This window comes from Oscillibacter sp. 1-3, from assembly GCF_000403435.2.
Classification (GTDB): domain Bacteria; phylum Bacillota; class Clostridia; order Oscillospirales; family Oscillospiraceae; genus Oscillibacter.
Window position 1 is genome coordinate 278,221 of record NZ_KE159707.1, and the last position, 19,376, is coordinate 297,596.

Sequence of the window (19,376 nt, forward strand, 5' to 3'; positions counted from 1 at the left end):
GCAAGCGCATCGCTCGGGCTCCCAGCTGAGCTATACCCCCGGATATTTCCTGTGTCGGAATTTTGGGGAACCTTTGTTAACTTGTAAAAGCGGGTCGGGTCTTGTCTCTCCTTTGGGGGGGCGTGAGTGCGCTTTTTGCGCTCCCAGCTGAGCTATACCCCCATATGCGAAAAAATGCATCTATAAACTTACGTTTATTGCTATAATTTAGATTATCTGTTCCGTCATTCGCAAGGCGTGTCTCCATCAACAGTAAAAGTCCCCCTCGGCTGAGCTTTACCCCGCCTGCTCTCTCAAGCAGTACTCACCGGAACATTTGCTAGTATAACAGGCCGCCCCCCAATTGTCAACAGAATTTTTTCATTTTTCCAATTTTTTTTTACGCCGCTCCACAGGCAAGTTTATCTTGCAATCCGGGAGCAAACTTGCTAACATAGATCTATCATGAAAGGAGTGACCGCCTGTGACCATCCATGAGTCCGCAGAAGACTATCTGGAAGCCATTTTGATCCTGCGGGACCGGCGGGGCGCCGTGCGCTCCATCGACATTGTCAACGAACTGGGATACTCCAAGCCCAGCGTCAGCATCGCCATGAAAAAGCTGCGGGAAAACGGCTACATCTCCATGGCGTCGGACGGCTTCATCACCCTCAACGACAGCGGCCTGGAGATTGCCAGCCGGGTGTACCACCGCCACAGAACCCTCACGGAGCTGTTTACGCTGCTGGGCGTCTCCCCGGAGAACGCGGCGGCGGATGCCTGCAAGGTGGAGCATGACCTCAGCGAGGAGACCTTCGCCCGCATCCATGACTTTGTGAAAAGCCGGAAGGCATAGGGAAAAGCAGCCCTTGCGGGCTGCTTTTCCCTATGCGCTGCCGCAGGACGGCAGCTGGTCCAGGGAGGCGAAGGTGTAACCCATGTCCTCCCACTTTGTCAGCAGGTCGTCCAGAATCTCGGCGTTGGTTTTAGAGGTGGAGTGCAGCAGTACGACGGCCCCGTCGTGGATGCGGGGCAGCAGCTTTGCGTAGGCCTGCTCCGCCGTGGGCTGATTGTCCACATACCAGTCCACATAGGCCAGGCTCCAGAACACTGTCTTGTATCCCAGGGCCTGGGCTTGTTTCAAATTCTCCTCACTGTACTTCCCCTGAGGCGGACGGTAGTAGTTGGGCAGATCCTCTCCCGTGGTCTCCTTGTACAGCGCCGCCAGGTCGTCCAGCTCCTTCTGAAAGGCCGCCTGGTCAGAGATTTTGGACATATCCGGGTGGTGGAAGGTATGGTTTCCCACGATGTGGCCCTCCTTCGCCATGCGGCGGATGATGTCCGGCGCGGTCTCGATCATATTGCCCACCACGAAGAAGGCGGCGGGAGCCTGGTGCTTTTTCAAAGCGTCCAGAATCTGCTCCGTGTATCCGTTCTCATAGCCGCAGTCAAAGGTCAGGTAGATCACCTTTTGAGAGGTGTCCCCCAGAAAATAGGCGTCATACTGGGCCAGCTGCTCCACCGTGGCGTTGCCCACCGGACAGGCGCCCTCGGTCTGGAAGGAGAGGCCCCAGTTGTCCGTGGACGCCGGCACCGCGGCGGGAGAGGAGGCCGGCACAAAGGCGCCGGAGGGATGGTACAAAAGCGCCGCTCCCAGGGCGCACAGCGCCAGCGGCACCAGCAGCGCGGCCCAATAGCGGTTTGGTCGTTCTTTCATAAGGACCTCCTGTAAAATCGGGATTCCGTCTCAGGTTGTGCATCTGACCGCCGATTATGCGGAGTTTCGACACTGAAAAATTTGCAAAAAAAGAGGCGGAGCGGCACAGGCCCCTCTGCCTCTTTCCGAAGGACCGCCGGCCTTATTCCTCCGGCGGCACCGCCAGCTGGAAGCTCTCCCAGGTGTGCTCCGCCTCCTCCACTGCCGCCCAGGTATACCCGGCCCGCCGGCATTCCTCCCACGTCAGATATCGGAAGTAGAACTCCACCTCCAGGTGGCAGGGCAGGATGTCCAAAATGATCTTTTCGATCTGTTCAAACTCCGCCGGGACGCCGCCCACCCCCGGAAAGATAACCCGCAGGTGTCCTGTATCCATCTCCAGGGCCCTGGCCCGGATGCCGCAGCCCTGAATGGCGTGGTCGATGGCGGAGGGGGTCAGGCTGTCCCCGTCGATCTGGAGCAGGGCTGCGATGGCGTCCCGCCGCTCCTCCGGTGTGACAGCGGCGGGACGCCGGGCAAAGGGCGCCTCCCGGCGGCGCAGGCCCTCGTCCTCTGCCGTGGCGGTGACGGACTCCCGCTCCACAATCTCCAGCCGCCGTCCCGTCCGGTCCAGGATCTGCCCCAGGGCGTACAGCTCCGCGCCGTTCACGGAGCCGCCGCCCAGGTCATAGATCCCCAGGGGCGAGAGCAGCTGCCGCAGATACGTCTCGTACATCTCTCACGCCTCCAATTTCGTCACGGTCAGCGTCCCCAGCACCGGCAGTACCGCGCTGTCCGCCGCCAGGTCCGCCGCCGGCGCTGAGAGGCGGCAGTTCTCCACACCCTCCAGGGCGTAGAGCCGGCTCCCCAGCTCCGCCAGCAGCACCGGCCGGCCCAGCATTCGCCCGGTGAAGAGGGTGGAGATGGCCAGCTCCGCCCGGGCCTTGACCTCGCCAAAATCCGCGTTCTCTCCCACGGCAATGGCCGCGCTCACATTCACCGGAACCGCGGCGGGGGCCTTCACCGCCACATCCACGGCGATCTCCCGCCGCTCCCGGAGATCCGCCCGGACCTCCTCCAGCAGGGCCGCTCCGGGCAGGCCGCTCTCACCGGCGATATAGACGTCCACCGTTCCAATTCCCCGGGCCCGGCCCACCGCCCGGGCCGCCGCCACGCCGTCGTGGCTCATGGCGGTCTGCTCATACCAGGCGGCGTTGGCGCCGTTGGGCAGCCGCCGGTAGCTCTCCAGAACGCGCCGGCGCAGCGTCTCGTCGTCCTCGGCGTCGCTGCCGCCGGAAAAGGCCGCGGGATTGGTGCAGGCCGTCACGGCCACAGGGCAGGCGGTGAGAAACCGCACGGCTCCCGCCACCGCGTTGCCGCCGCCGCCAGCTTCCAGGGCCTCCGCCGGGGCGTCCGCATACGTCGCGCCCGCCGCCAGCGTCGCCCCCGCCGTGGTCTGAAACCGCCGTTCGTCCGCCGTCATGCACACCGTCCCCGCCGGGATGTTCACCGCCAGCGCCGGAGGCGATTCCACGGAGAACCGCAGCGTTCCAACGGCCCTGGACGCCGGAAGACGGCTCAGTCCCCGCATGGCCGCGTGCCGGTCCAGATAGACGCCCTGGGCCGTCTGGGGAAAGCTCTGGTCCAGCACCCACTCCGCCTGAATGTCCAGGGCCTGGATCTGGGCCGCCGCCGCGTACAGCCGCACCGACAGATCGCAGGCATCCTCCGGCGTGAACCCAGCCCGCCGGGCAAAGGCCACCAGAAGCTCCTGGTAAATCTCATCAACGCTTTTCACGCCTCGTCTCCTCTCTATACAATCTCAACTGTCACCGGCAGGGGCTCCCCCTGCCAGACACAGTTCACCGTCAGGGCCATGGCGCCCTCCGCCCCGGGCCCCAGCTCTGCGGACTCCACCGCCAGCGCCTCGCCCTCCAGGGCCTCCGCCGCGTACTGGGCCGCCGCGGCCTGCCGCTGGGCAGGGGGAACCTTCCCCAACTGCCACAGGCGGCTCCCCAGCTCCGGCAGAAAGGGAAAGACCCCCCGCCGGGCCGTCAGCCTGAACAGGGCCCGCTGCAAAAGGGCCTCCCGGCCCTCCACCCGCAGCAATCCGCCCACGCCGTCCGGCACATAATCTCCGCTTCGCAGTTTCAGCTCCATGTCTGCGGCCCTCACATCTCGCACTCGCAGGGGGCGTACGGGATGCCGTTGACCAGCAGCGACCCCTCCACGCACACCTTCCCCCGCAGCTCCAGCGTGCCGTCCTGCTTCAGGTACACGGAGTTTCCGCCGGGGCCGTACACCAGCGCCTCCCCCGGCCGCATCCCCTTGGGCGGCGCGGACTGCTTCATGCCGCAGACGCACTGCTCCTCGCCGCCGGGCCCGCCCTTGACCACCAGCACCGCCGCGCCGCTCTCCGGCATCCACACATAGCCGCCGGGGCCGTAGATGGGCACGGTCCGCACCTCGCCCCGGGTCATCACGCCCACGCTGTCCCCGGCGATGGTGGTGACGCCCAGATCGGCGTCTGCCGTGGCCGGCGCCGGCCGCATCTTACTGGAAAGCCACATTCTCTCATCCTCCCTTCAATGTCAGCGCCGCCGCGGCGCCCCGCTCCGCCGAGAAGGTGCTGGCCGCCTCCGCCACCCGAAACGTGCCGGAGAGCCCCATCCGGTCCAGCCGCAGGTCCACCCGGTCCCCCGGAAAGGCCAGAAAGCTCCCGGGCAGGCGCACCGTCACCGTCCGCTCGTCCTCCTTTGACCGCCGGATCTGGTATTCCCCCGTGTAGCGCATGGCGTCCCAGGTGCTTTGTCCCGGGGTGTAGATCACCCGGCGGCACTGGCCGCCCCGGCGGATCATGTCCTCGTTTTTCACGCTGTAATAGGCGTTCCGGGTCTTGTCGATGACCAGCGCCTCCGTCAGCACACCGTAGTGGTCCTCCCGCAGGGTGCAGGAGAGCACCGGGTCCCCCTCGCCGATGGAAAGACGCCTCCCACTGTCCCTCTCCGGCGCGGCCAGCAGCTTTCCATCCCGGGAGAACCGGGGGGAGAACCCGCCGTAGGTCCGGCAGAAGCCCTCCAGGGCCCTCCACTGGCTGACGCCCGCCGGCACGGTGTAGACGGAATCGGCGCGCACGTCCGCCACCTCCCCGGCGGTGATGCCGTAGGGCGTCACATGACACCGCACGATCTCCGCCAGGGTGGCCTCCTGATAGGTCAGGGGCCGGGACTCGTTGTCCAGCAGCCGGGCGGCGTAGCCCCGTCCGGCGACGGCGGCCGTCAGCCCCCCGGCCCCCAGCTCCACAGCGTACTCGTCCACAGTGGCCCGCAGCATGGTCGTCCCCCGGTCAATGGCGGCAAAGCCCGCCGCCAGCCGCAGCGCCTCCGCCATGCTCTTGTCGTAGAGAAACGTCACGGAGTAGCTGTCACAGGGCACCGTCCCCGTGTGGACCACCTCCCAGCTCAGCAGCTCCGGCAGGTCGTACACCCGGTGGTCGCAGGTGAAGATTCGTCCCGTCACGGCAGTCTCACCTCGTTTCCCGGATAGATCAGGTTGGGATTTTTGATCTGGGGATTGGCCGCAATCAGATCCGTCAGCGCCGCGCCGTACTGGCGGGCGATGCCCCAGAGGGTATCTCCCTTTTTTACAATGTGGACGGCCCCGCTCCCACCGGCAATGCCTCCGCTCTGGCTCCCCGGACGGGAAAGCGCCCCGCCGTCGTCGCTCTCCGTCAGGCCGCCGTCATAGCCGCCGCAGTCCTCCCAGAATTCAAAGCCGTACCGCACATAGTCCGGCAGAGGCTTCTCCTCTGCCCGCAGGGAGACGAAGTAGGCCCGCTGAACCCTCCACACCGGGTGAACCAGCTGCCCGGGTCCGCCCTCCTGAAACACCGCCTCCAGCCGCCGGAACTGGTCGTAGGCGTCCGCCCCGGAGAACTCGCCCTCCCCCCGCAGAATACGGTAGGTGCCCCCCAGCTCCTGAAAGACGCAGGAGCCGAAGGGGACCTGGTGCACCGCCACGCGGCGGCGGTTCTCCACCGTGTAGATCTCCGGGTTGTGGGGCCAGGTGTAATCCTTGAACCGCATAGATGTCAGATGCGTAAAACATTCCCCCTCTCCTCAAAATTTTTAGGAACCGCTCTAAACACTGCCTAGGCCTTGTTTGAAAAAAGGCGGAATGCCAAACAGCGAGAGATTTTTTCGCCAATCAAGGCAAATTTTTGCAGGCGGGCTGACGCCCGGCAAGAAAATTTAACGCAGAGTGGCGGATAAAGATCCGCCGTTTGGGCGTTTTGACTTTTTTCAAACATGGCCTAATACAGGGAAAAGCCCCCGTCATACCGGCGGGCGTCCCGCTGAAATGTCCGGGACAGCGCCTCGGCCTCAACGGCGCGTTCACCGCCGCCCGCCGCCGGAACGAACTCTGTCACCCTCTGCTCCAAAACGGCGCCTCCGGCCGTCCGCCGCGCCGCCGCAGGGCCCGCCGTCTCCTCCGCCTGCCCGCCGCCGGCCAGACCGGGCAGGACGGTTCCCGCCAGACGGCCGGCCTCTCCTCTCTGCCGCCCGTACCCCGCCGGACCGGCCCATCCGTCCCTGCGGGCAAATTCCGCCGTCTCTCCGGAGGCCGCCCTCTCTCCGTGAACCGCCGTCCGAGCCCTGTACCCCGGGATTCCGGGAACCGCCCATCCCCCGTCCCCGTTGGAGGCAGCGTCTCCCTCCGCCGGACGGAAAACCACTCCCCGCACCGGGGCAAGGACCGTCTCCGCCGCCGCTGCCGCTGTGCGCAGGGCCGCCGCCGCACCTTCGCCGTCAGCGCCGCTCTGCGGAAAGCCGCCGCCCAGCAGCACTCTCGCCAGCGCCGCCCGCTGCCGCCGGAGCTCCTCCTGGATGTAGTCCATCTCTCAGCCCTCCCGCAGCGCCTCAAAGCGCTCCTGGTCAAAGGACGGATTCCCCGTCCCCTCCCGGCCGGACTCCGCCTCCGAGATCCGCCGCAGGAGTCCTTCCAGCTGGCGGCCCGTCAGGGCCGCCAGCACCGCCCGCTCGTCCTCAAACGCCGGTTCTCCCCCGGAAAAGCAGCAGGCAGCCGCGATCCTTGCATTGCAGAGGATGGTCCGCTCCAGCGGGTCCTCCGCCGCCTCCCGGGCCTCCTGCCACAGCTCCAACAGCCGGCCCGCCGTCAGCGGCCGCAGCTCGTCGATCTCCCTCATGCCGTGGTCTCGATCCGCTTGGAGGCCACCAGAGATACCTTCTCCGCCACCATGGCGTTCAGCTGGCCCTCCTCCTGGATGTCGTTCCACTGGCAGCCGCTGTAAATGACCTTCCGGTCCGGCTTGCAGATCACCAGGGAGAAGTCCTCCAGGTCGTAGAAGCTGATGCCGTCGGACACGGCGTCGTCCGTTGCGTACAGCCGCGTCAGCTCCAGGGTGTACTTGCGCTGTCCGTCGATAGCGGCCACCGGCTCGCTCTCGCCGAAGGCCTCCACAAACCGGGAGGACTTGGACGCCCTGGCGGTGTACCCCTGCACCACCGCCACCTTTCTGCCCTCCAGCTCCAGATAGATGTCCGCGCTGGTGGGAAATCCCCTTGTCTCCATCTCTCGCCCTCCTTACACCGTAATGTGTACCGTCAGATAGATCTGGTTCAGCCCGTGGGCCACAGCAAAGCCGAATTCCACCAGACACACCGTGGGATCGTCGGGGGAGGCCGTCACCGTCACGTCCCCGTAGCCGTCGATGATCTCCGCCGCCGCCTTCTTCTCCAGCTCCACGATCACCTGGGAGCGAATGGCCCCCCGGTTTCGGGCGGTGTTCTTGGCCCGGGAGAACTTGCTCCGCAGGGCGCTTCGGATGGAGGGGATCACATCGTCGGCGATCAGGATGGTGGTCAGCTCCCTCCAGGTGGTGTCCGCCGCGCCGCCGGTGGTGGTGCGGGTGGTAATGCCCCGCACCGGGGAGATGATCCCCGCCGTGCTCTCCAGCGGCGTCACGCCGCCCCGAACCAGCAGGTCCACCTCGCTGTCGCTGTAATCGGCGGCAAGGCCCGTCAGCCCCCGCAGGGCCGCGCCGTTGATGGGCGCCGCCGGGTCCCGCCCCGCGGCCACGGCTCCCGCCGCTGCCGCCGCGGCAAACACGGATGGAAGCGTGTTCCCCTGGCCGTCCATGGCGTCGGGGCCCACCAGCACCATGCGCTCGCTGTTCAGCGCCGCCGCGTGCTCCACCAGGGCAGGCACATCCTCTCCGCTGCCGCCCACTATGGCGATACGCTCCTGGCGGGCGGCGGAAGCCGCCTCCACTGCGCTTCGCAGTGCCTGCTGCACCGTCCGGTCGGCGCTGTCGCACACCACCACCTGCACGTCCTGCCTGTTCAGTGTCTCAAAAGCCGTCCGGTAGTCCTCCAGCGTCCCGGTGTCCGCCACCCGCACCGCCGTCACGCTGGACGCGCCGTTGAGGAACAGCAGCCGCAGCAGCATCCCCATACCCGGCGCGGCGTCCTCGCCGAAGGCCTCCGCCCCGGCGGCGTAGCCGGTCACCGTCACCGCCGCGCCTACCGCGCCCTTGGCGGCCCTTGCGGCCACGCCCACGGCTTTTGGCGCCTGTCCGGCGGACACCACCGCCGACGTGTCGTAGACCGAGTAGACCCCCGGCCGCTCATGTACGATTCCGCTCAATTGGTCATTACCCCTTTCAAAATAAAGTCCAGAAACTCCTCTCCGTCCTCCCGGCTCTCCGCCGTGAAAAACGCCCGGCACTGGAGCCGCCCCCGCCGCAGGAACATCCCCGTCTCCCGCTCCCAGGCCAGGGCCTCCCAGCACAGCTCCCCGGGCCGGATGCCGGCGGGCAGCCCCCCCAGCAGCGCCTCCGCCGCCTTCTCACAGCCCGCCTCGCAGTCCGCGGCCCGGCGGCCCCGGATGTCCACCGTGACCACGCCCTCCAGCTGCTTTCCGTATACCTCCCGCAAAGCGCCGGTCTTGCCGTCCCGTGCCTCGCCCAGATAGTTGCAAAAGCCCATGGCCCTTCCCTGGGCAGTCCCCACCGCCACGGCGGCCACCGCCCCCTCATAGGCCCTGGCGCGCTCCGCCGGAAAGGCGGTCAGAGCCGTCAGTCCCGCGCCTTGGAGTGCGGCGGTCACCGCGCTTCGCACCTGTGTCAGCTCCTTCACTCCGCCGCCTCCCATCTCCGCTCCAGGGACGCCTGCCAGTGGCTCAGCGTCCCGCCGATGAAATAGGGCCTGCTGCTGCGCACCTGGAACTCCATGCCGTTCCAGCGCACCGTGTCCCCAGGCCCGATCTCCTCCCGGCCCAGATACAGCCACAGCCGCCCGTCCACCCAGCCGATCTCCGTCGCCGTGCCGGGGACCTGCTCCCGCCGCTCCTGCACGGGCTGCAAAAAGGCCCGGACGTCCGTCTCACCCTCCGCCGTCTCAAGGGATGCCTCCTGGCCGTACCGCTCCAAAATCTCGTGTACCCAGTCCGTCATCCCCGCACCCCCCGAAAGCAGAAACGCGCCTCTTTGGCATAGGGGGCCATGAGCTCCTCCGCCGTTTGGCGAAGGTCCCGGGCCAGGGCGGCGGCCTCCGCCGCCCCCCGTCCCTTGACGGAGATCTCCCCCGCCGTAAAGGCGCCGACAGCGCCGCCGCCCCGGCCCGCCGCCAGATCCGCCGCCGCCGTAAAGGCCGCGGCGCAGGCGAACGCCGTCCCGCAGTCCTCCGGGGCCAGTCCCGGCCGCAGCCGGGCCTCCCAGCGCAGCCGGGCCGCCTCGCACAGCGATTCCAGCAGGGCATCCTCCGCCTCTTTTGCGGCCGAGACCGCCCGGGCCAGCGTCAAGATCTTCTCTCTCATTCTGAGACCGTCAAAACCTTGGCCGCGTCGGTGAAGAGCTTGGCGAAGCCGGAGATGGAGGTGATGGCCGCCCGCTCCAGCTGGCGGTCGATGAGCTTGTCGTACTCCACCGTAATCTCGCTGCCGCAGATCTGCTCCAGGGCGTAGTTTTTGTCCAGGCCGATGATGGTCCTTGCGGGCATGGCGGGGGTCCGCAGCAGCCTTGCCCCCAGGGGGGAGGTCAGGGTGCCGGTGCCCTGGAAGTTCAGCCCCGTCAGGGGGTTCTGGAACTCCGGCAGTTTCAGCATAGAGAGCATCATGTCCCCGCTCACCAGCATGGTGTTCATGGTGTAGGGGTCAAACTGGCTCCAGAAGTCCAGCAGCGCCCCGTAGGACATGGTCTTCACGCCCTTGGTGATGGGGGCCGTGCCCACAGTGAACGCCGGGGCGGGGTTCTGGTTGCCGTCGCCGTTGCGCAGGACCCGGATGGCGTCCTCCAGGTGCATCCGCCCGATGTACGCCCCGATCTGCCGCAGTGTCACGGAAAAGAGGTCCAGCCGCTGAAACCGGATGGCCTCATAGGAGGCCACCAGCATCCTGCCCCGCTTGTGGAGCCGCACCAGGTTCTCCTGGGTGCGGATGGCGGTCTGGGGGATCTCCGCCCCCTCCTCCACCCGGCGGAGCTTTTTCTGCTCCTCCGTGGGCACGGAGGCGATGGAGCGGTAGTCCATGCCGTCAAACCGCGTCACCGTGGCGGTGATGGCGGGCAGGACGCTCTCCTCCTCCAGTCCCTGCCGCACCACCCGGGAGACAAACTCCGGAAACAGCACGGCGGAATCGGAGGTGTGGAAAAACTTCTCCACCATATCGCTGCCCGCGCCTTTAACATGGATGTCAAACCGCTTTAACTGCCGCTGGAAGGCGTCCAGCCCCTCCAGGGCCGTGCCGCGGTACTGCTCGCTGGGGTCCAGCTCCTCCAGCGTCTGGGCGAAGGTCCGGCCGCCGCGGCCGTACATCCCCTTCTCCAGCTTCACGTTTTCAAAATGGTATGCCATACGCGCTCTCCTCCTTACCGTACATTACAGTACAAATGTAACCGTCCTGGCGGCGCTGTCCACATCCACCGCCAGGCAGCTCCGGCCGCCGGCGGAAACCACAGCCACGCCGCCATTGCCGTCCGCCGCCAGATTGATCCAGCCCGCCGCAGGCTCGGTGCCGCCGGAGTATGCCGCAGTCACCATGCCCCCCAGGGCCACGGTGCAGGCAGTTCCGTCCCGGCTTACCGCCAGCGCCATGCCGCAGAACCTGTCGCCCTCTTCGCAGCCGCTCACCGTGCCGTTGGCGCTGACCTTCACCACCTGGCCCTCCCGGACCCCACCGCAGGCAAAGGTAGCGGCCCACTGTCCGATTCCCTCGTAAGAAACACTCATAGTCTTCCTCCTGTCGTTTTTTATTGCCACAGGCCGGAGGCGGAGACTGCCATCCCCGCTGTCCCGGCCCGCCGCTCACGCTGAAACACGGCAAAAACGCCGTTTTTCTTCCGCCGCGCCGCAGGTGTTCAAACCTGAAACGCCTCCGGCGCTCCCCGCTCCTCCTCGGACCGCGGACGCAGCTGGGGCGCCGCCGGAAACCGCTTGGCCGCCTGGGCGCCGTAGGCGCCCTTCATGGCCAGCAGCTCCGGCTCCTCCATCCGCTCCGCCGCCCTGGCGAACACGCCGCCGTCCAGGCGGTCGTCCGCCAGCATGGCAAGACGCACCACCTCCCGCCGCAGCTCCGCCAGATACTTCCGCCCCAGCGCGGCCTCCTCACGCAGACGGGCCAGCTGCCTGTCCTCCTGGCCGAACCGTTTCAGCACTCCGGCGCTCCGCTGGGCGGGCACCGCCACAAAGGACCACTCATAGGCGTCGGCAGGCTCCCGCAGCTCCATAAAGCACAGCTTCCCGTCATAGACCTGCCCCTTCACGTGCCGGCAGCCGCCCTCCGCGCCGCAGATGGAGCACACACTGTGCCGCACGCTGCACCCCACGCTGACCTCCTTTTTGATGCCGCCCTCGATCTCGGCGATGAGGTCCGCGTTTTTCTCCGTCCGCAGCAAATACGCCCAGCCCTTGAGCCAGCGGTACTCGTCCCCCGCCGCCGTGGTCATGGACGGCTCCCGCACCACCTCGGTCCGGTAGATCCGGGCCGTCTGCCCCCGGGCGGACCACTGGTGGTCAAAAACGCCGCTCTTTCCCACAAACAGCTCCCCCAGACGCTCCAGCGCGGGAGCGCTGAACCGCTCAAAGTCCCGGTCCACCTCGTTGTCGCACAGCCGCAGGCTGAAGGTGTACGCCTGCTCCGCCGTCAGCGGCGTCCTGGCAAAGCGGTTGATGGCCTCCAGCTCCTGCTTTCCGGGCAGTCCCGCCGCCGCCTCGCTCCGCTCCTTACGCACTTCCATTGTTCTCTCCCCTCCCGGCTTCCTTCTCGTCATTCTCAATTCTCAATTTTCTCGCCTGTTCCCGGTAGAGCTCCGCCCGTGCCTCCTCCACCTGGTCCTGGAGATTGATGTCGTCCCACTCCACGGCAAAGCCGCAGGTATACCCGTGCATCCGCAGCCACATCCGGCAGATCCGCTCCACCACCGGCGTCAGCGTCCGCCGGATGGCGGTGATCTCCGTGGTCAGCAGGTCCGCCTGCTGGGAGCTCATCCGCTCCGTAGAGCTCCAGCTCAGCCCCAGCATAAAGGGCGGGATGCCGGTCTTGGCCACGATCTGCTCCAGAATCTGCCGCACGGGAACCTCGCTGTCCAGAACGGGCGCGTCCGCGCCGATGGCCTTGATCTCCACGTCTCCCACGGCCACAAAGTCCCGCACGCTGCCGCCGCGGCTGTCCTGCATGGCCCGGGACCACTCCTCGGCCAGCAGCCGCCCCCGCTCCGCCGCGGAGGCGCCCTCGCCGTTTTTGCACGTGACGGCAAAGCGCACGCTGCCGCACCGCTCCCAGTTGACGCCGATGGTGTGGTAAATCCGCGTCAGAATCTCCGACAAAAACGGCAATGACCGCAGCAGCGACACGCCGTAGGGGCTCCCCGCCTCCGGATTTAAGGGAGTGAACAGCAGCAGGTCCTGATGGGGCAGGGGCCCCATCCGCCCGCTCTCGTCCGCCCCGCAGATCTGAAACTCCAGCGGGTGCTCCCCCTCCCGGATCTCAATGTCCTCCACCCTGCCGCACAGCAGCGCGGCGATGTCCCCGCCGCCTCCGGCGGGCACGATCTCGCCCACAGCCCGCCCGCAGGTGAGAAGCGAGTCCAGATAGCAGTCCAAAAAGGCGTTGACGCCGAACTGCCCCCGCCCCACGGGCACCGTCCGCAAAAACTCCCCCAGCGCCCGCTCCGCCGCCGGGTCGGCGCACCGGGCCGTCACGCCTCCGCTCATGCGGATCAGCTTGTAGACCGCCGCGTCCACCACCGGAACGGCCTCCCGCACCGCCCGGTACAGCCGGGTCTCCCCCCGGCTCAAGGGCACATAGTCCCCCAGCATTCCGAAGGGGTGCCGCTCTGTGCTCCGCAGCTGCACCGCCGCCGGAGCCGCCGTCCCCTGTCGTTTTTTGAACCATCTCAAAGCCTGATCCCTCCTCATATCCGCCGCTCCACGCTCATGGCGGCAAAGCCGCCGCCGTCCTCCCCCGCCAGATCCATGGCGAAATAGCGCGTCTCGTCCATGGCGTGGTCGTTCTCCTTCCTGGGGGCGTCCCGTCCGGTCCGCTCGTCCCAGCAGTAGAGCTCCATCTCCCGCAGGCAGTCCCGGCACTCCCGGCAGATCACGATCCGCCGCCGCTTCAGCAGATCCGCCGTCACCCGGATGCCGTCCGCCACATCGTTGTCCGCCCGAACCACCCGGAACCCCTTTCGCCGCAGGACTTCAATGAAGCTGGCCGCCGAGGGGTCCACGATCACCCTCTGAATCTCCCGCCCCCCGGCCAGGGCCGCCAGATCCTCCGCGTACTCCGCATCCGTCCGCTGCCGTCCGGCCTTCCGGGAGCTGTAGTAGAACTCCCGCACCCGGTACCACACCCCGTCCTTTTCCCCCCACAGCCCAAAGGAGGCGGGGTTGGCGGTGCCGTAGTCCACGGAGATCCGCCACCGGGCAAAGGGCCCCGCCGGGGCCTCCGGGGCGTCCCGCTCCCGGTCGAAGAAGTCGTACACCAGTCCCTGGGCGGCGGTCCACTCCCCCAGTACAAACCGCCGGTAAAACACCCCGGAGCAGGACCGCTGGTACCGCTCCCGGATGCGCCGGGACAGGGCGGGATTGTCCTCCATGGTGAAGTGGAGGTACAGCGCCCGCCGCTCCCGGGCCCTCAAAATCCACTCCCGGTAAAACCAGTGCTGGGGCCCCTCCGGGTTGCAGTTGAACCACAGCCGGCTCCCCGGCACGCTGCACCGGACGATGGCCTGCTCCACGAAGGAGCGGGGCATCAGCGCCGCCTCGTCCAGCAGCACTCCCGCCAGGGTGCTCCCCTGGATCAGCGCCGCGCTGGACTCGTCCCGCCCGCCAAAGAGCAAAAAGCGGTTCTCATGCCCGGCGAACCGCACAATCAGCAGATTCTCCGACCGCCGCTCCTGCACGTTCATGCCGGCCCCCCGCAGATAGGGCGCCAGCTCCGCCAGCAGGTTCCGCCGCAGGGAGCCGATAGTCTTTCCGCAAAGCCCGAACTGCCGCCCGTCAAACCGGGCCTGAGCCCACAAAAAGAAGGACAGGCCCATGGAGAAGGTCTTGCCGCTGCGCACCGCCCCGTCGCAGATGACGGCCTCCCACCGCTCCGACCGCCACCAGGTCAAAACCCGCTTCTGCTTTGGGGAAAAATTCGTGATCTCACCCGTTGTCCCATCCCTCCTCCGTCTCGCCGCAGCCCTCCGCCAGCGCCTGGTACAGCGCCTCGGCCCCGCGGCCGCCGCCGTCGTCCAGCAGGGAGCACAGCGTCTCCAGCGCCCGCACCCGGTCCGCCAGCTTCACCTCCACGCCGCCCTTGTCCGTCACCTTGAACTCCGCCACGGCGGAGAGATCCAGCCCCTCCGGGTCCACCTCTCCGGGGCGCAGCGCCAGCCGCACGGCGTCGTTGGCCCTGCTGAAGGCCAGCTGCGCCAGCCGCCGCAGAACGTCCTCCCGCCGCAGCTGCGACGCCGCGTCCGTCCGCATTTTCTCCAGCCGCTCCTGCACGGTCCTGGACCCCAGAAGGGAAAACCCGTCCCGCCGCCCGCACTCCGCCGCCGCCCGCTCCGGGTCCATGGTCCTGAGATACGCCCGGCAGAACGCTCCGCTGTCCCGTCCCTCCAAACTGCCCGCCTCCTCTCCGAAATCTCCTCACACGAAGGGCCCCGCTCTCCCAAAAGTTGTACGCCGCCATGCCCTGACCCTCCAATTTTTTTGCAAAACATAAAAAAATCAGTGGTTTTGAAAATTCAAAACCACTGATTCCGCCCGTTCCAAGACGTTACAGATTCCTATTTGATTTTTCGCGCCGGAACGCCGGCATATGTGCCCGCTTCCGTAATATCTCTCACCACAACGGCGCCGGCTCCCAGCATACAGTCGCCGCAGACATTGATTCCGTTGCTCACTGTCGCTCCAATACCCACCCATGTCCTGGCGCCGATCTGTACGCCCCCGGCCATCTTTGCCCCCACCGAGACATGTGCGTAATCGCCGATACGGTTGTCGTGCTCCACAATGCTGCCCGAATTAATGATACAGTGCTTTCCAATATGCGCGCCGGGGTTGACAATGGCGTCCGCCATAATCACCGTTCCCTCTCCAATTTCCGTGTCAATATTTGAGATAACCGCCCCGGGGTGCACAGCCGTATACCATGCCGCCTCCGGCATAGAGCACGCGATCCTCTCTCTTGCCAAGGCGTTTCCGATTGCGATTATAAACGAGCAGTTGAGAAATTTCCGGTATTCGCGGTCTCCGCCTAATTTGGGATACCCCAAAAATTCCCCCTCCGGATGGACGCTGTCGAGAAAGCCGGCAATATGGTTGCCTCTGAGCAATACAATATCCGCCACAACCTTCGCGTGGCCCCCAGCCCCAATAATCACTACATTTTCCGCTTTCATAATCACATTTCTCCCGCCAATTCTTATAATCCTGTCATAAAAATGGAAAAACGCTTGTGGCACATCCGAATAATAACCGATATTGGTTAATGTCAATATACACCTTTTTCGGTTAACATTCAAGGGAGAAAAGGGGCTTGAATGTTGTGATATCCTACAAAAATTTATGGGAAGTTATGCGCGCCCAATCCATCACACAGTATGCGCTGATCAAGACCTATGGAGTCAGTCCCGCCCAAATCACACGCTTGAAGCGGGATGAAAGCGTCAGCACCCATACAATCGAGATGTTCTGCAAAATATTGGACTGCCAGCCCGGCGATATCATGACCTATATCGCGGATGAAGTGTAAAAATTTGCCTCCCGTCCCCCGCATAAAACGGCCCCGGCCGGCGGCATCTGTAATGCCGCTGGCCGGGGTTTTCAATTTCAGATAACGATGAAATGGAATCCGCTGTTTCCACTTCGATTACCTGCCGCTCATCTCATCAAAGACCTTCCCAATCTCGCCATCCGGCTCCGGGGTAGCCAGGGAAACCACTGCAATCACCACGCAGGCCACCAGGAACGCGGGCAGCAGCTCGTAGATGTTCCAGATGCCGCCCAGGGGCTTCACCAGGAACTTCCAAATGAAGATCATGGCGCCGCCGGCCACAAGGCCCGCCATGATGCCCTGGCGGTTGCTCCGCCTCCAGAACAGGGCGCACAGGATCGCGGGGCCGAAGGTGGCGCCAAAGCCCGCCCAGGCGAAGGAGACGATCTGGAACACGTTGCTGTCGGGATCGGAGGCCAGGAACAACGCGATGACGGCGATCACCACCACAGTGAGCCGGGCGATGAGCATGGTCTGCCTCTCGGTCAGCTTCACGCCGAACACGTCCTGCACCAGATTCTCCGAGAAGGCGGAGGCGGCGGCCAGCAGCTGGCTGTCGGCGGTGGACATGGTGGCGGCCAGGATACCAGCCAAGATGCACCCGGCCACGATGGCGGGGAAAATGCCGTAGGAGGACAGCAGGTCGGAGAGCCGCACGATGATGGTCTCGGTGGCGCTGCCCTCCAGGAAGGGCACCCGGCCCGCGGCGGAGACGGCGTGGCCAACAATGCCGATGAACACCGCCACGCCCATGGAGATCACCACCCACACGGAGGCGATCCGGCGGGAGAGGGTCAGCTCGTTCTCGTCCCGGATGGCCATGAACCGCACCAGGATGTGGGGCATCCCGAAGTAGCCCAGCCCCCAGGCCATCATGGAGATAATGCGGATGAAGCCGTAGGGCTCGGCGCTGCCGGAGGCCGCGTCATAGGTCTCCGTGAAGCTGAGAAACCCGGGCAGGGATCGGGCGTGGTCCAGCACGGCGTCCATGCCCCCGGCCTGGACGATGCCGAATACCACGATAATGGCCAGCGCCACGGTCATGATAATGGACTGGATCAGGTCCATGGTAGCCACAGCGGAAAAGCCGCCGATGGAGGTATAGCTGATGATGACGACAGCGCCGACGATAACGGCCGTCATATAGTCCCAGCCGAACAGGCTGTTGAACAGCTTTCCGATGGCCGCCAGGCCCGAGGCCACATAGGGCACAAAGAAGATAAGGATAATCAGGGCGGAGATGCACATAATCACCGGCCGCTTCTCGCCGTAGCGTTTGGAGATGAAGCTGGGGATGGTGATAGCGTCCAGCTTCACGCTGTACCGGCGCAGCCGCTTGGCCACCAGCAGAAAGTTGAGGTACGTGCCCACAGCCAGGCCGATGGCAGTCCAGCTGGCGTCGGCCACGCCGGAAAGGTACGCAAGGCCCGGAATGCCCATCAGCAGATAGCTGCTCATGTCGGAGGCCTCTGCGCTCATGGCGGTGACCAGGGGACCGATCCCCCGCCCGCCTAAGTAAAAGCCCTCGGCGCTCTTCTTGGACCGGCGGCCGATCATCACACCCGTAAAGATAACGAAGCATAGGTACAGGATGATGGTTGCCATAATACAGATTTGTGCGGTAGTCATGATCTCTCTCCTTCAAATGTAAATTCAGCGAGTGTTATCATACCATACTTTTCACAAGAATAAAATACAGAATTGCGTATAGAATTTATTCTGTACGCAATTCTGTATTTTTTATAAAAAATCAAGAACTATCATCGGTTAAAAACAGAACGAATTTTAGAAAGAAATAAATTCGAAAAAATAACTTAAAATTCAATCGGACATCCCGGCCCGCCGCCAGTCCCGAAGAGACCGCCCGGAACAATAAAGATACGGCCCCGAAGGGCCGTATCTCTTCATTTGATTCCGGCGTATCCCCGCGGCCTACCGGCGTCTGCCTCCGCCGCGGCCTCCGCCGCCTCCGAAGGAGCCGCCGCCAAAGCCACTGCGGCCTCCGCCGCCCCCGAAGGAACCGCCGCCAAAACCGCTGCGGCCTCCGCCGCCCCCAAAGGAACCGCCGCCAAAACCGCTGCGGCCTCCGCCGCCCCCAAAGGAGCCGCCGCCACCCCCCCCTTTGGGCGGCTGGGGAGGTCTTCCGCCTTTGCTTCTGGTCAGCGGCGGGGGCGGAGGCGGCCGGCGAGGCGGTCTGGGGGGCGGAGGCGGCCTGCGCAGCCGGGGCCTGCCCCAGAACACCGGATAATAGGGAACTGTGGGAATGCCCGCCACCATATACCGCCGCCGGTAACGACGGTAGCGCATGGCGTCCAGGATCATCCACAGCACAAAGAGCACGATCAGCAGCGTCACCAGCTGGTTCACCAGCGTCATGGGATCAGGGGACACATAGCCGGTGGTATTGGTCTCATAGCCTCCGGCCAAAGCAGTGTACTCCTGCCGGACGGCGGGAATGTAATTCTCCTTCACCGTCACGCCGTACAGCTCCTCCAGATAGTCCACCAGGGCGTCAAAGGTCCCGCGCACCGCCTTGTCGTAGTCCTTTTGTGCAAAGGGGTCCTCCATATAGTTCAGGGCAATGCTGTACAGGCTGTCCTGCTCCCGGCTGCGGAAGCCGCTGCCCCAGGTGACGTAGTAATCCCCGCCCGGTTCACCCTCGTACAGATTCTCCAGGGCCAGCACCAGCAGCACGCCGTTGTTGGTCTCCTTCGCCCCCACGCCCAGGCGCTCGAATTCCTGCTGAGTATAGTCGCCGATCTCCGTGCTGCCGGTGGTGTCCACAACGATGACGGCGATCTGGGCCCCGGTCTGGGCGAACAGGGACATGTTCATGCTGTCAATGTAGGCCATGGTCTTATCGGAGATGACGCCCTCGCTGTCCATGACGTACCGGTAGCTCCCCACGATAGTGGTGGAGGCTTCGTCGGCGCCGTCGGGCCTGCGGGCGTTTCCCAGCGACACGCTGGCAATGATGGCCAGCACCATGACGGCAATGGCCACGGGGCGTTTTTGGAACAATTTCATAAACTCACTCCTCTGCCCTGGTCGTACTGAGGTCCGGCACGTCTGTCCGGCCTATACGGTAATCAATAACACATGGTGGTAGTCGGCAATGGCACTCAGGGTTTTTAATTTAGGCTCACTCTGATCTGTCTCATAATCTTGCCAGCCCCCGTACCTTGGGCGAATTTGACCCCTGCGGTCAAATTCCGCCCCAGCGCCTTTTCTCTTTTGGACCGTGCACGGCCCGCCAAGGTGAGCCACGAAGCGGAGAGAGGGCCATCTGGAGGGTTTTCTCTTTTTGGCGCAACCGAAAAGAGTGGCCCCCGCCGGAGCCCAGCAAAGCGGATCCGGTGGGGAGAGGAGGAAGGAACGGAGCTTGAGCGGAATTTTCGGCTTTAGCCGGAAATGGAGC

Annotated in this window: 26 protein-coding genes; 2 read left to right on the plus strand and 24 right to left on the minus strand. The window is 65.0% G+C overall.

What is annotated here, in order from left to right:
* Positions 1-463: 463 nt before the first annotated feature.
* On the plus strand, positions 464-835 hold the full coding sequence (locus tag C816_RS07735) for a metal-dependent transcriptional regulator (protein ID WP_016321837.1): 372 nt from the start codon (positions 464-466) through the stop codon (positions 833-835).
* Between the two features lie 30 nt (positions 836-865).
* Here the strand turns inward: C816_RS07735 and pdaA are convergent, their stop codons facing one another.
* The 22 genes from pdaA to C816_RS07840 all read right to left on the minus strand — a co-directional run bounded on the left by pdaA (position 866) and on the right by C816_RS07840 (position 15,584).
* On the minus strand, positions 866-1,696 hold the full coding sequence (pdaA, locus tag C816_RS07740; protein ID WP_016321838.1) for a delta-lactam-biosynthetic de-N-acetylase: 831 nt from the start codon (positions 1,694-1,696) through the stop codon (positions 866-868).
* 142 nt (positions 1,697-1,838) lie between these two features.
* Positions 1,839-2,411: a hypothetical protein gene (locus tag C816_RS07745; RefSeq protein ID WP_016321839.1), complete on the minus strand. Its 573-nt coding sequence runs from the start codon at positions 2,409-2,411 to the stop codon at positions 1,839-1,841.
* Between the two features lie 3 nt (positions 2,412-2,414).
* Positions 2,415-3,473: a baseplate J/gp47 family protein gene (locus tag C816_RS07750; RefSeq protein WP_016321840.1), complete on the minus strand. Its 1,059-nt coding sequence runs from the start codon at positions 3,471-3,473 to the stop codon at positions 2,415-2,417.
* A gap of 14 nt (positions 3,474-3,487) precedes the next feature.
* Positions 3,488-3,835 (minus strand): hypothetical protein, encoded by a 348-nt coding sequence (locus tag C816_RS23575; protein ID WP_016321841.1) that lies wholly within the window; start codon positions 3,833-3,835, stop codon positions 3,488-3,490.
* A gap of 11 nt (positions 3,836-3,846) precedes the next feature.
* Positions 3,847-4,245 (minus strand): hypothetical protein, encoded by a 399-nt coding sequence (locus C816_RS07760; protein WP_016321842.1) that lies wholly within the window; start codon positions 4,243-4,245, stop codon positions 3,847-3,849.
* Between the two features lie 4 nt (positions 4,246-4,249).
* Positions 4,250-5,194, minus strand: a complete 945-nt coding sequence (locus C816_RS07765; RefSeq protein WP_016321843.1) for a hypothetical protein — start codon at positions 5,192-5,194, stop codon at positions 4,250-4,252.
* Positions 5,191-5,760 carry a LysM peptidoglycan-binding domain-containing protein gene (locus C816_RS07770; protein WP_016321844.1) on the minus strand — a complete coding sequence of 190 codons (570 nt, stop codon included), beginning with the start codon at positions 5,758-5,760 and terminating at the stop codon, positions 5,191-5,193. The genes C816_RS07765 and C816_RS07770 overlap by 4 nt, the downstream gene beginning before the upstream one ends.
* A 65-nt stretch (positions 5,761-5,825) precedes the next feature.
* On the minus strand, positions 5,826-5,984 hold the full coding sequence (locus C816_RS24495; protein ID WP_207636907.1) for a hypothetical protein: 159 nt from the start codon (positions 5,982-5,984) through the stop codon (positions 5,826-5,828).
* 3 nt (positions 5,985-5,987) lie between these two features.
* The gene (locus tag C816_RS07775) at positions 5,988-6,572 is read right to left on the minus strand and encodes a hypothetical protein (RefSeq protein ID WP_016321845.1); all 585 of its coding nucleotides are present in this window, start codon (positions 6,570-6,572) and stop codon (positions 5,988-5,990) included.
* Between the two features lie 3 nt (positions 6,573-6,575).
* Complete coding sequence (locus C816_RS07780; RefSeq protein WP_016321846.1) at positions 6,576-6,881, minus strand: hypothetical protein; 306 nt, start codon at positions 6,879-6,881, stop codon at positions 6,576-6,578.
* On the minus strand, positions 6,878-7,267 hold the full coding sequence (locus C816_RS07785; protein WP_016321847.1) for a hypothetical protein: 390 nt from the start codon (positions 7,265-7,267) through the stop codon (positions 6,878-6,880). The genes C816_RS07780 and C816_RS07785 overlap by 4 nt, the downstream gene beginning before the upstream one ends.
* A 12-nt stretch (positions 7,268-7,279) precedes the next feature.
* Entirely contained in the window at positions 7,280-8,341 is a 1,062-nt protein-coding gene (locus C816_RS07790) for a phage tail sheath C-terminal domain-containing protein (protein ID WP_016321848.1), read from the minus strand.
* Positions 8,338-8,832 carry a hypothetical protein gene (locus tag C816_RS07795; RefSeq protein WP_155978950.1) on the minus strand — a complete coding sequence of 165 codons (495 nt, stop codon included), beginning with the start codon at positions 8,830-8,832 and terminating at the stop codon, positions 8,338-8,340. Before C816_RS07795 ends, C816_RS07790 begins: the two co-directional genes overlap by 4 nt.
* On the minus strand, positions 8,829-9,149 hold the full coding sequence (locus C816_RS07800; RefSeq protein WP_016321850.1) for a hypothetical protein: 321 nt from the start codon (positions 9,147-9,149) through the stop codon (positions 8,829-8,831). The genes C816_RS07795 and C816_RS07800 overlap by 4 nt, the downstream gene beginning before the upstream one ends.
* Positions 9,146-9,511: a hypothetical protein gene (locus C816_RS07805; protein ID WP_016321851.1), complete on the minus strand. Its 366-nt coding sequence runs from the start codon at positions 9,509-9,511 to the stop codon at positions 9,146-9,148. Before C816_RS07805 ends, C816_RS07800 begins: the two co-directional genes overlap by 4 nt.
* Positions 9,508-10,545 carry a phage major capsid protein gene (locus C816_RS07810; protein WP_016321852.1) on the minus strand — a complete coding sequence of 346 codons (1,038 nt, stop codon included), beginning with the start codon at positions 10,543-10,545 and terminating at the stop codon, positions 9,508-9,510. Before C816_RS07810 ends, C816_RS07805 begins: the two co-directional genes overlap by 4 nt.
* Before the next feature lie 24 nt (positions 10,546-10,569).
* Positions 10,570-10,920 (minus strand): hypothetical protein, encoded by a 351-nt coding sequence (locus C816_RS07815; RefSeq protein ID WP_016321853.1) that lies wholly within the window; start codon positions 10,918-10,920, stop codon positions 10,570-10,572.
* A 128-nt stretch (positions 10,921-11,048) separates the two neighbouring features.
* The gene (locus tag C816_RS07820) at positions 11,049-11,927 is read right to left on the minus strand and encodes a hypothetical protein (protein WP_016321854.1); all 879 of its coding nucleotides are present in this window, start codon (positions 11,925-11,927) and stop codon (positions 11,049-11,051) included.
* On the minus strand, positions 11,914-13,089 hold the full coding sequence (locus tag C816_RS07825) for a phage portal family protein (RefSeq protein ID WP_016321855.1): 1,176 nt from the start codon (positions 13,087-13,089) through the stop codon (positions 11,914-11,916). Before C816_RS07825 ends, C816_RS07820 begins: the two co-directional genes overlap by 14 nt.
* Before the next feature lie 14 nt (positions 13,090-13,103).
* Positions 13,104-14,306 carry a PBSX family phage terminase large subunit gene (locus tag C816_RS07830; RefSeq protein ID WP_016321856.1) on the minus strand — a complete coding sequence of 401 codons (1,203 nt, stop codon included), beginning with the start codon at positions 14,304-14,306 and terminating at the stop codon, positions 13,104-13,106.
* A gap of 34 nt (positions 14,307-14,340) precedes the next feature.
* Positions 14,341-14,802 carry a terminase small subunit gene (locus C816_RS21725; RefSeq protein WP_016321857.1) on the minus strand — a complete coding sequence of 154 codons (462 nt, stop codon included), beginning with the start codon at positions 14,800-14,802 and terminating at the stop codon, positions 14,341-14,343.
* A gap of 167 nt (positions 14,803-14,969) precedes the next feature.
* Complete coding sequence (locus C816_RS07840; protein ID WP_016321858.1) at positions 14,970-15,584, minus strand: acetyltransferase; 615 nt, start codon at positions 15,582-15,584, stop codon at positions 14,970-14,972.
* A gap of 146 nt (positions 15,585-15,730) precedes the next feature.
* Here C816_RS07840 and C816_RS07845 point away from each other — a divergent pair, with 146 nt between their 5' ends.
* Positions 15,731-15,937, plus strand: coding sequence for a helix-turn-helix domain-containing protein (locus C816_RS07845; protein WP_040655283.1), 207 nt, complete (start codon positions 15,731-15,733; stop codon positions 15,935-15,937).
* Positions 15,938-16,054: 117 nt separating this feature from the next.
* On the opposite strand, the gene C816_RS07850 is transcribed toward C816_RS07845, so the two are convergent.
* Positions 16,055-17,587: a sodium/proline symporter gene (locus C816_RS07850; RefSeq protein WP_016321860.1), complete on the minus strand. Its 1,533-nt coding sequence runs from the start codon at positions 17,585-17,587 to the stop codon at positions 16,055-16,057.
* A 303-nt stretch (positions 17,588-17,890) separates the two neighbouring features.
* Positions 17,891-18,985: a TPM domain-containing protein gene (locus C816_RS07855; RefSeq protein WP_016321861.1), complete on the minus strand. Its 1,095-nt coding sequence runs from the start codon at positions 18,983-18,985 to the stop codon at positions 17,891-17,893.
* Positions 18,986-19,376 lie beyond the last annotated feature (391 nt).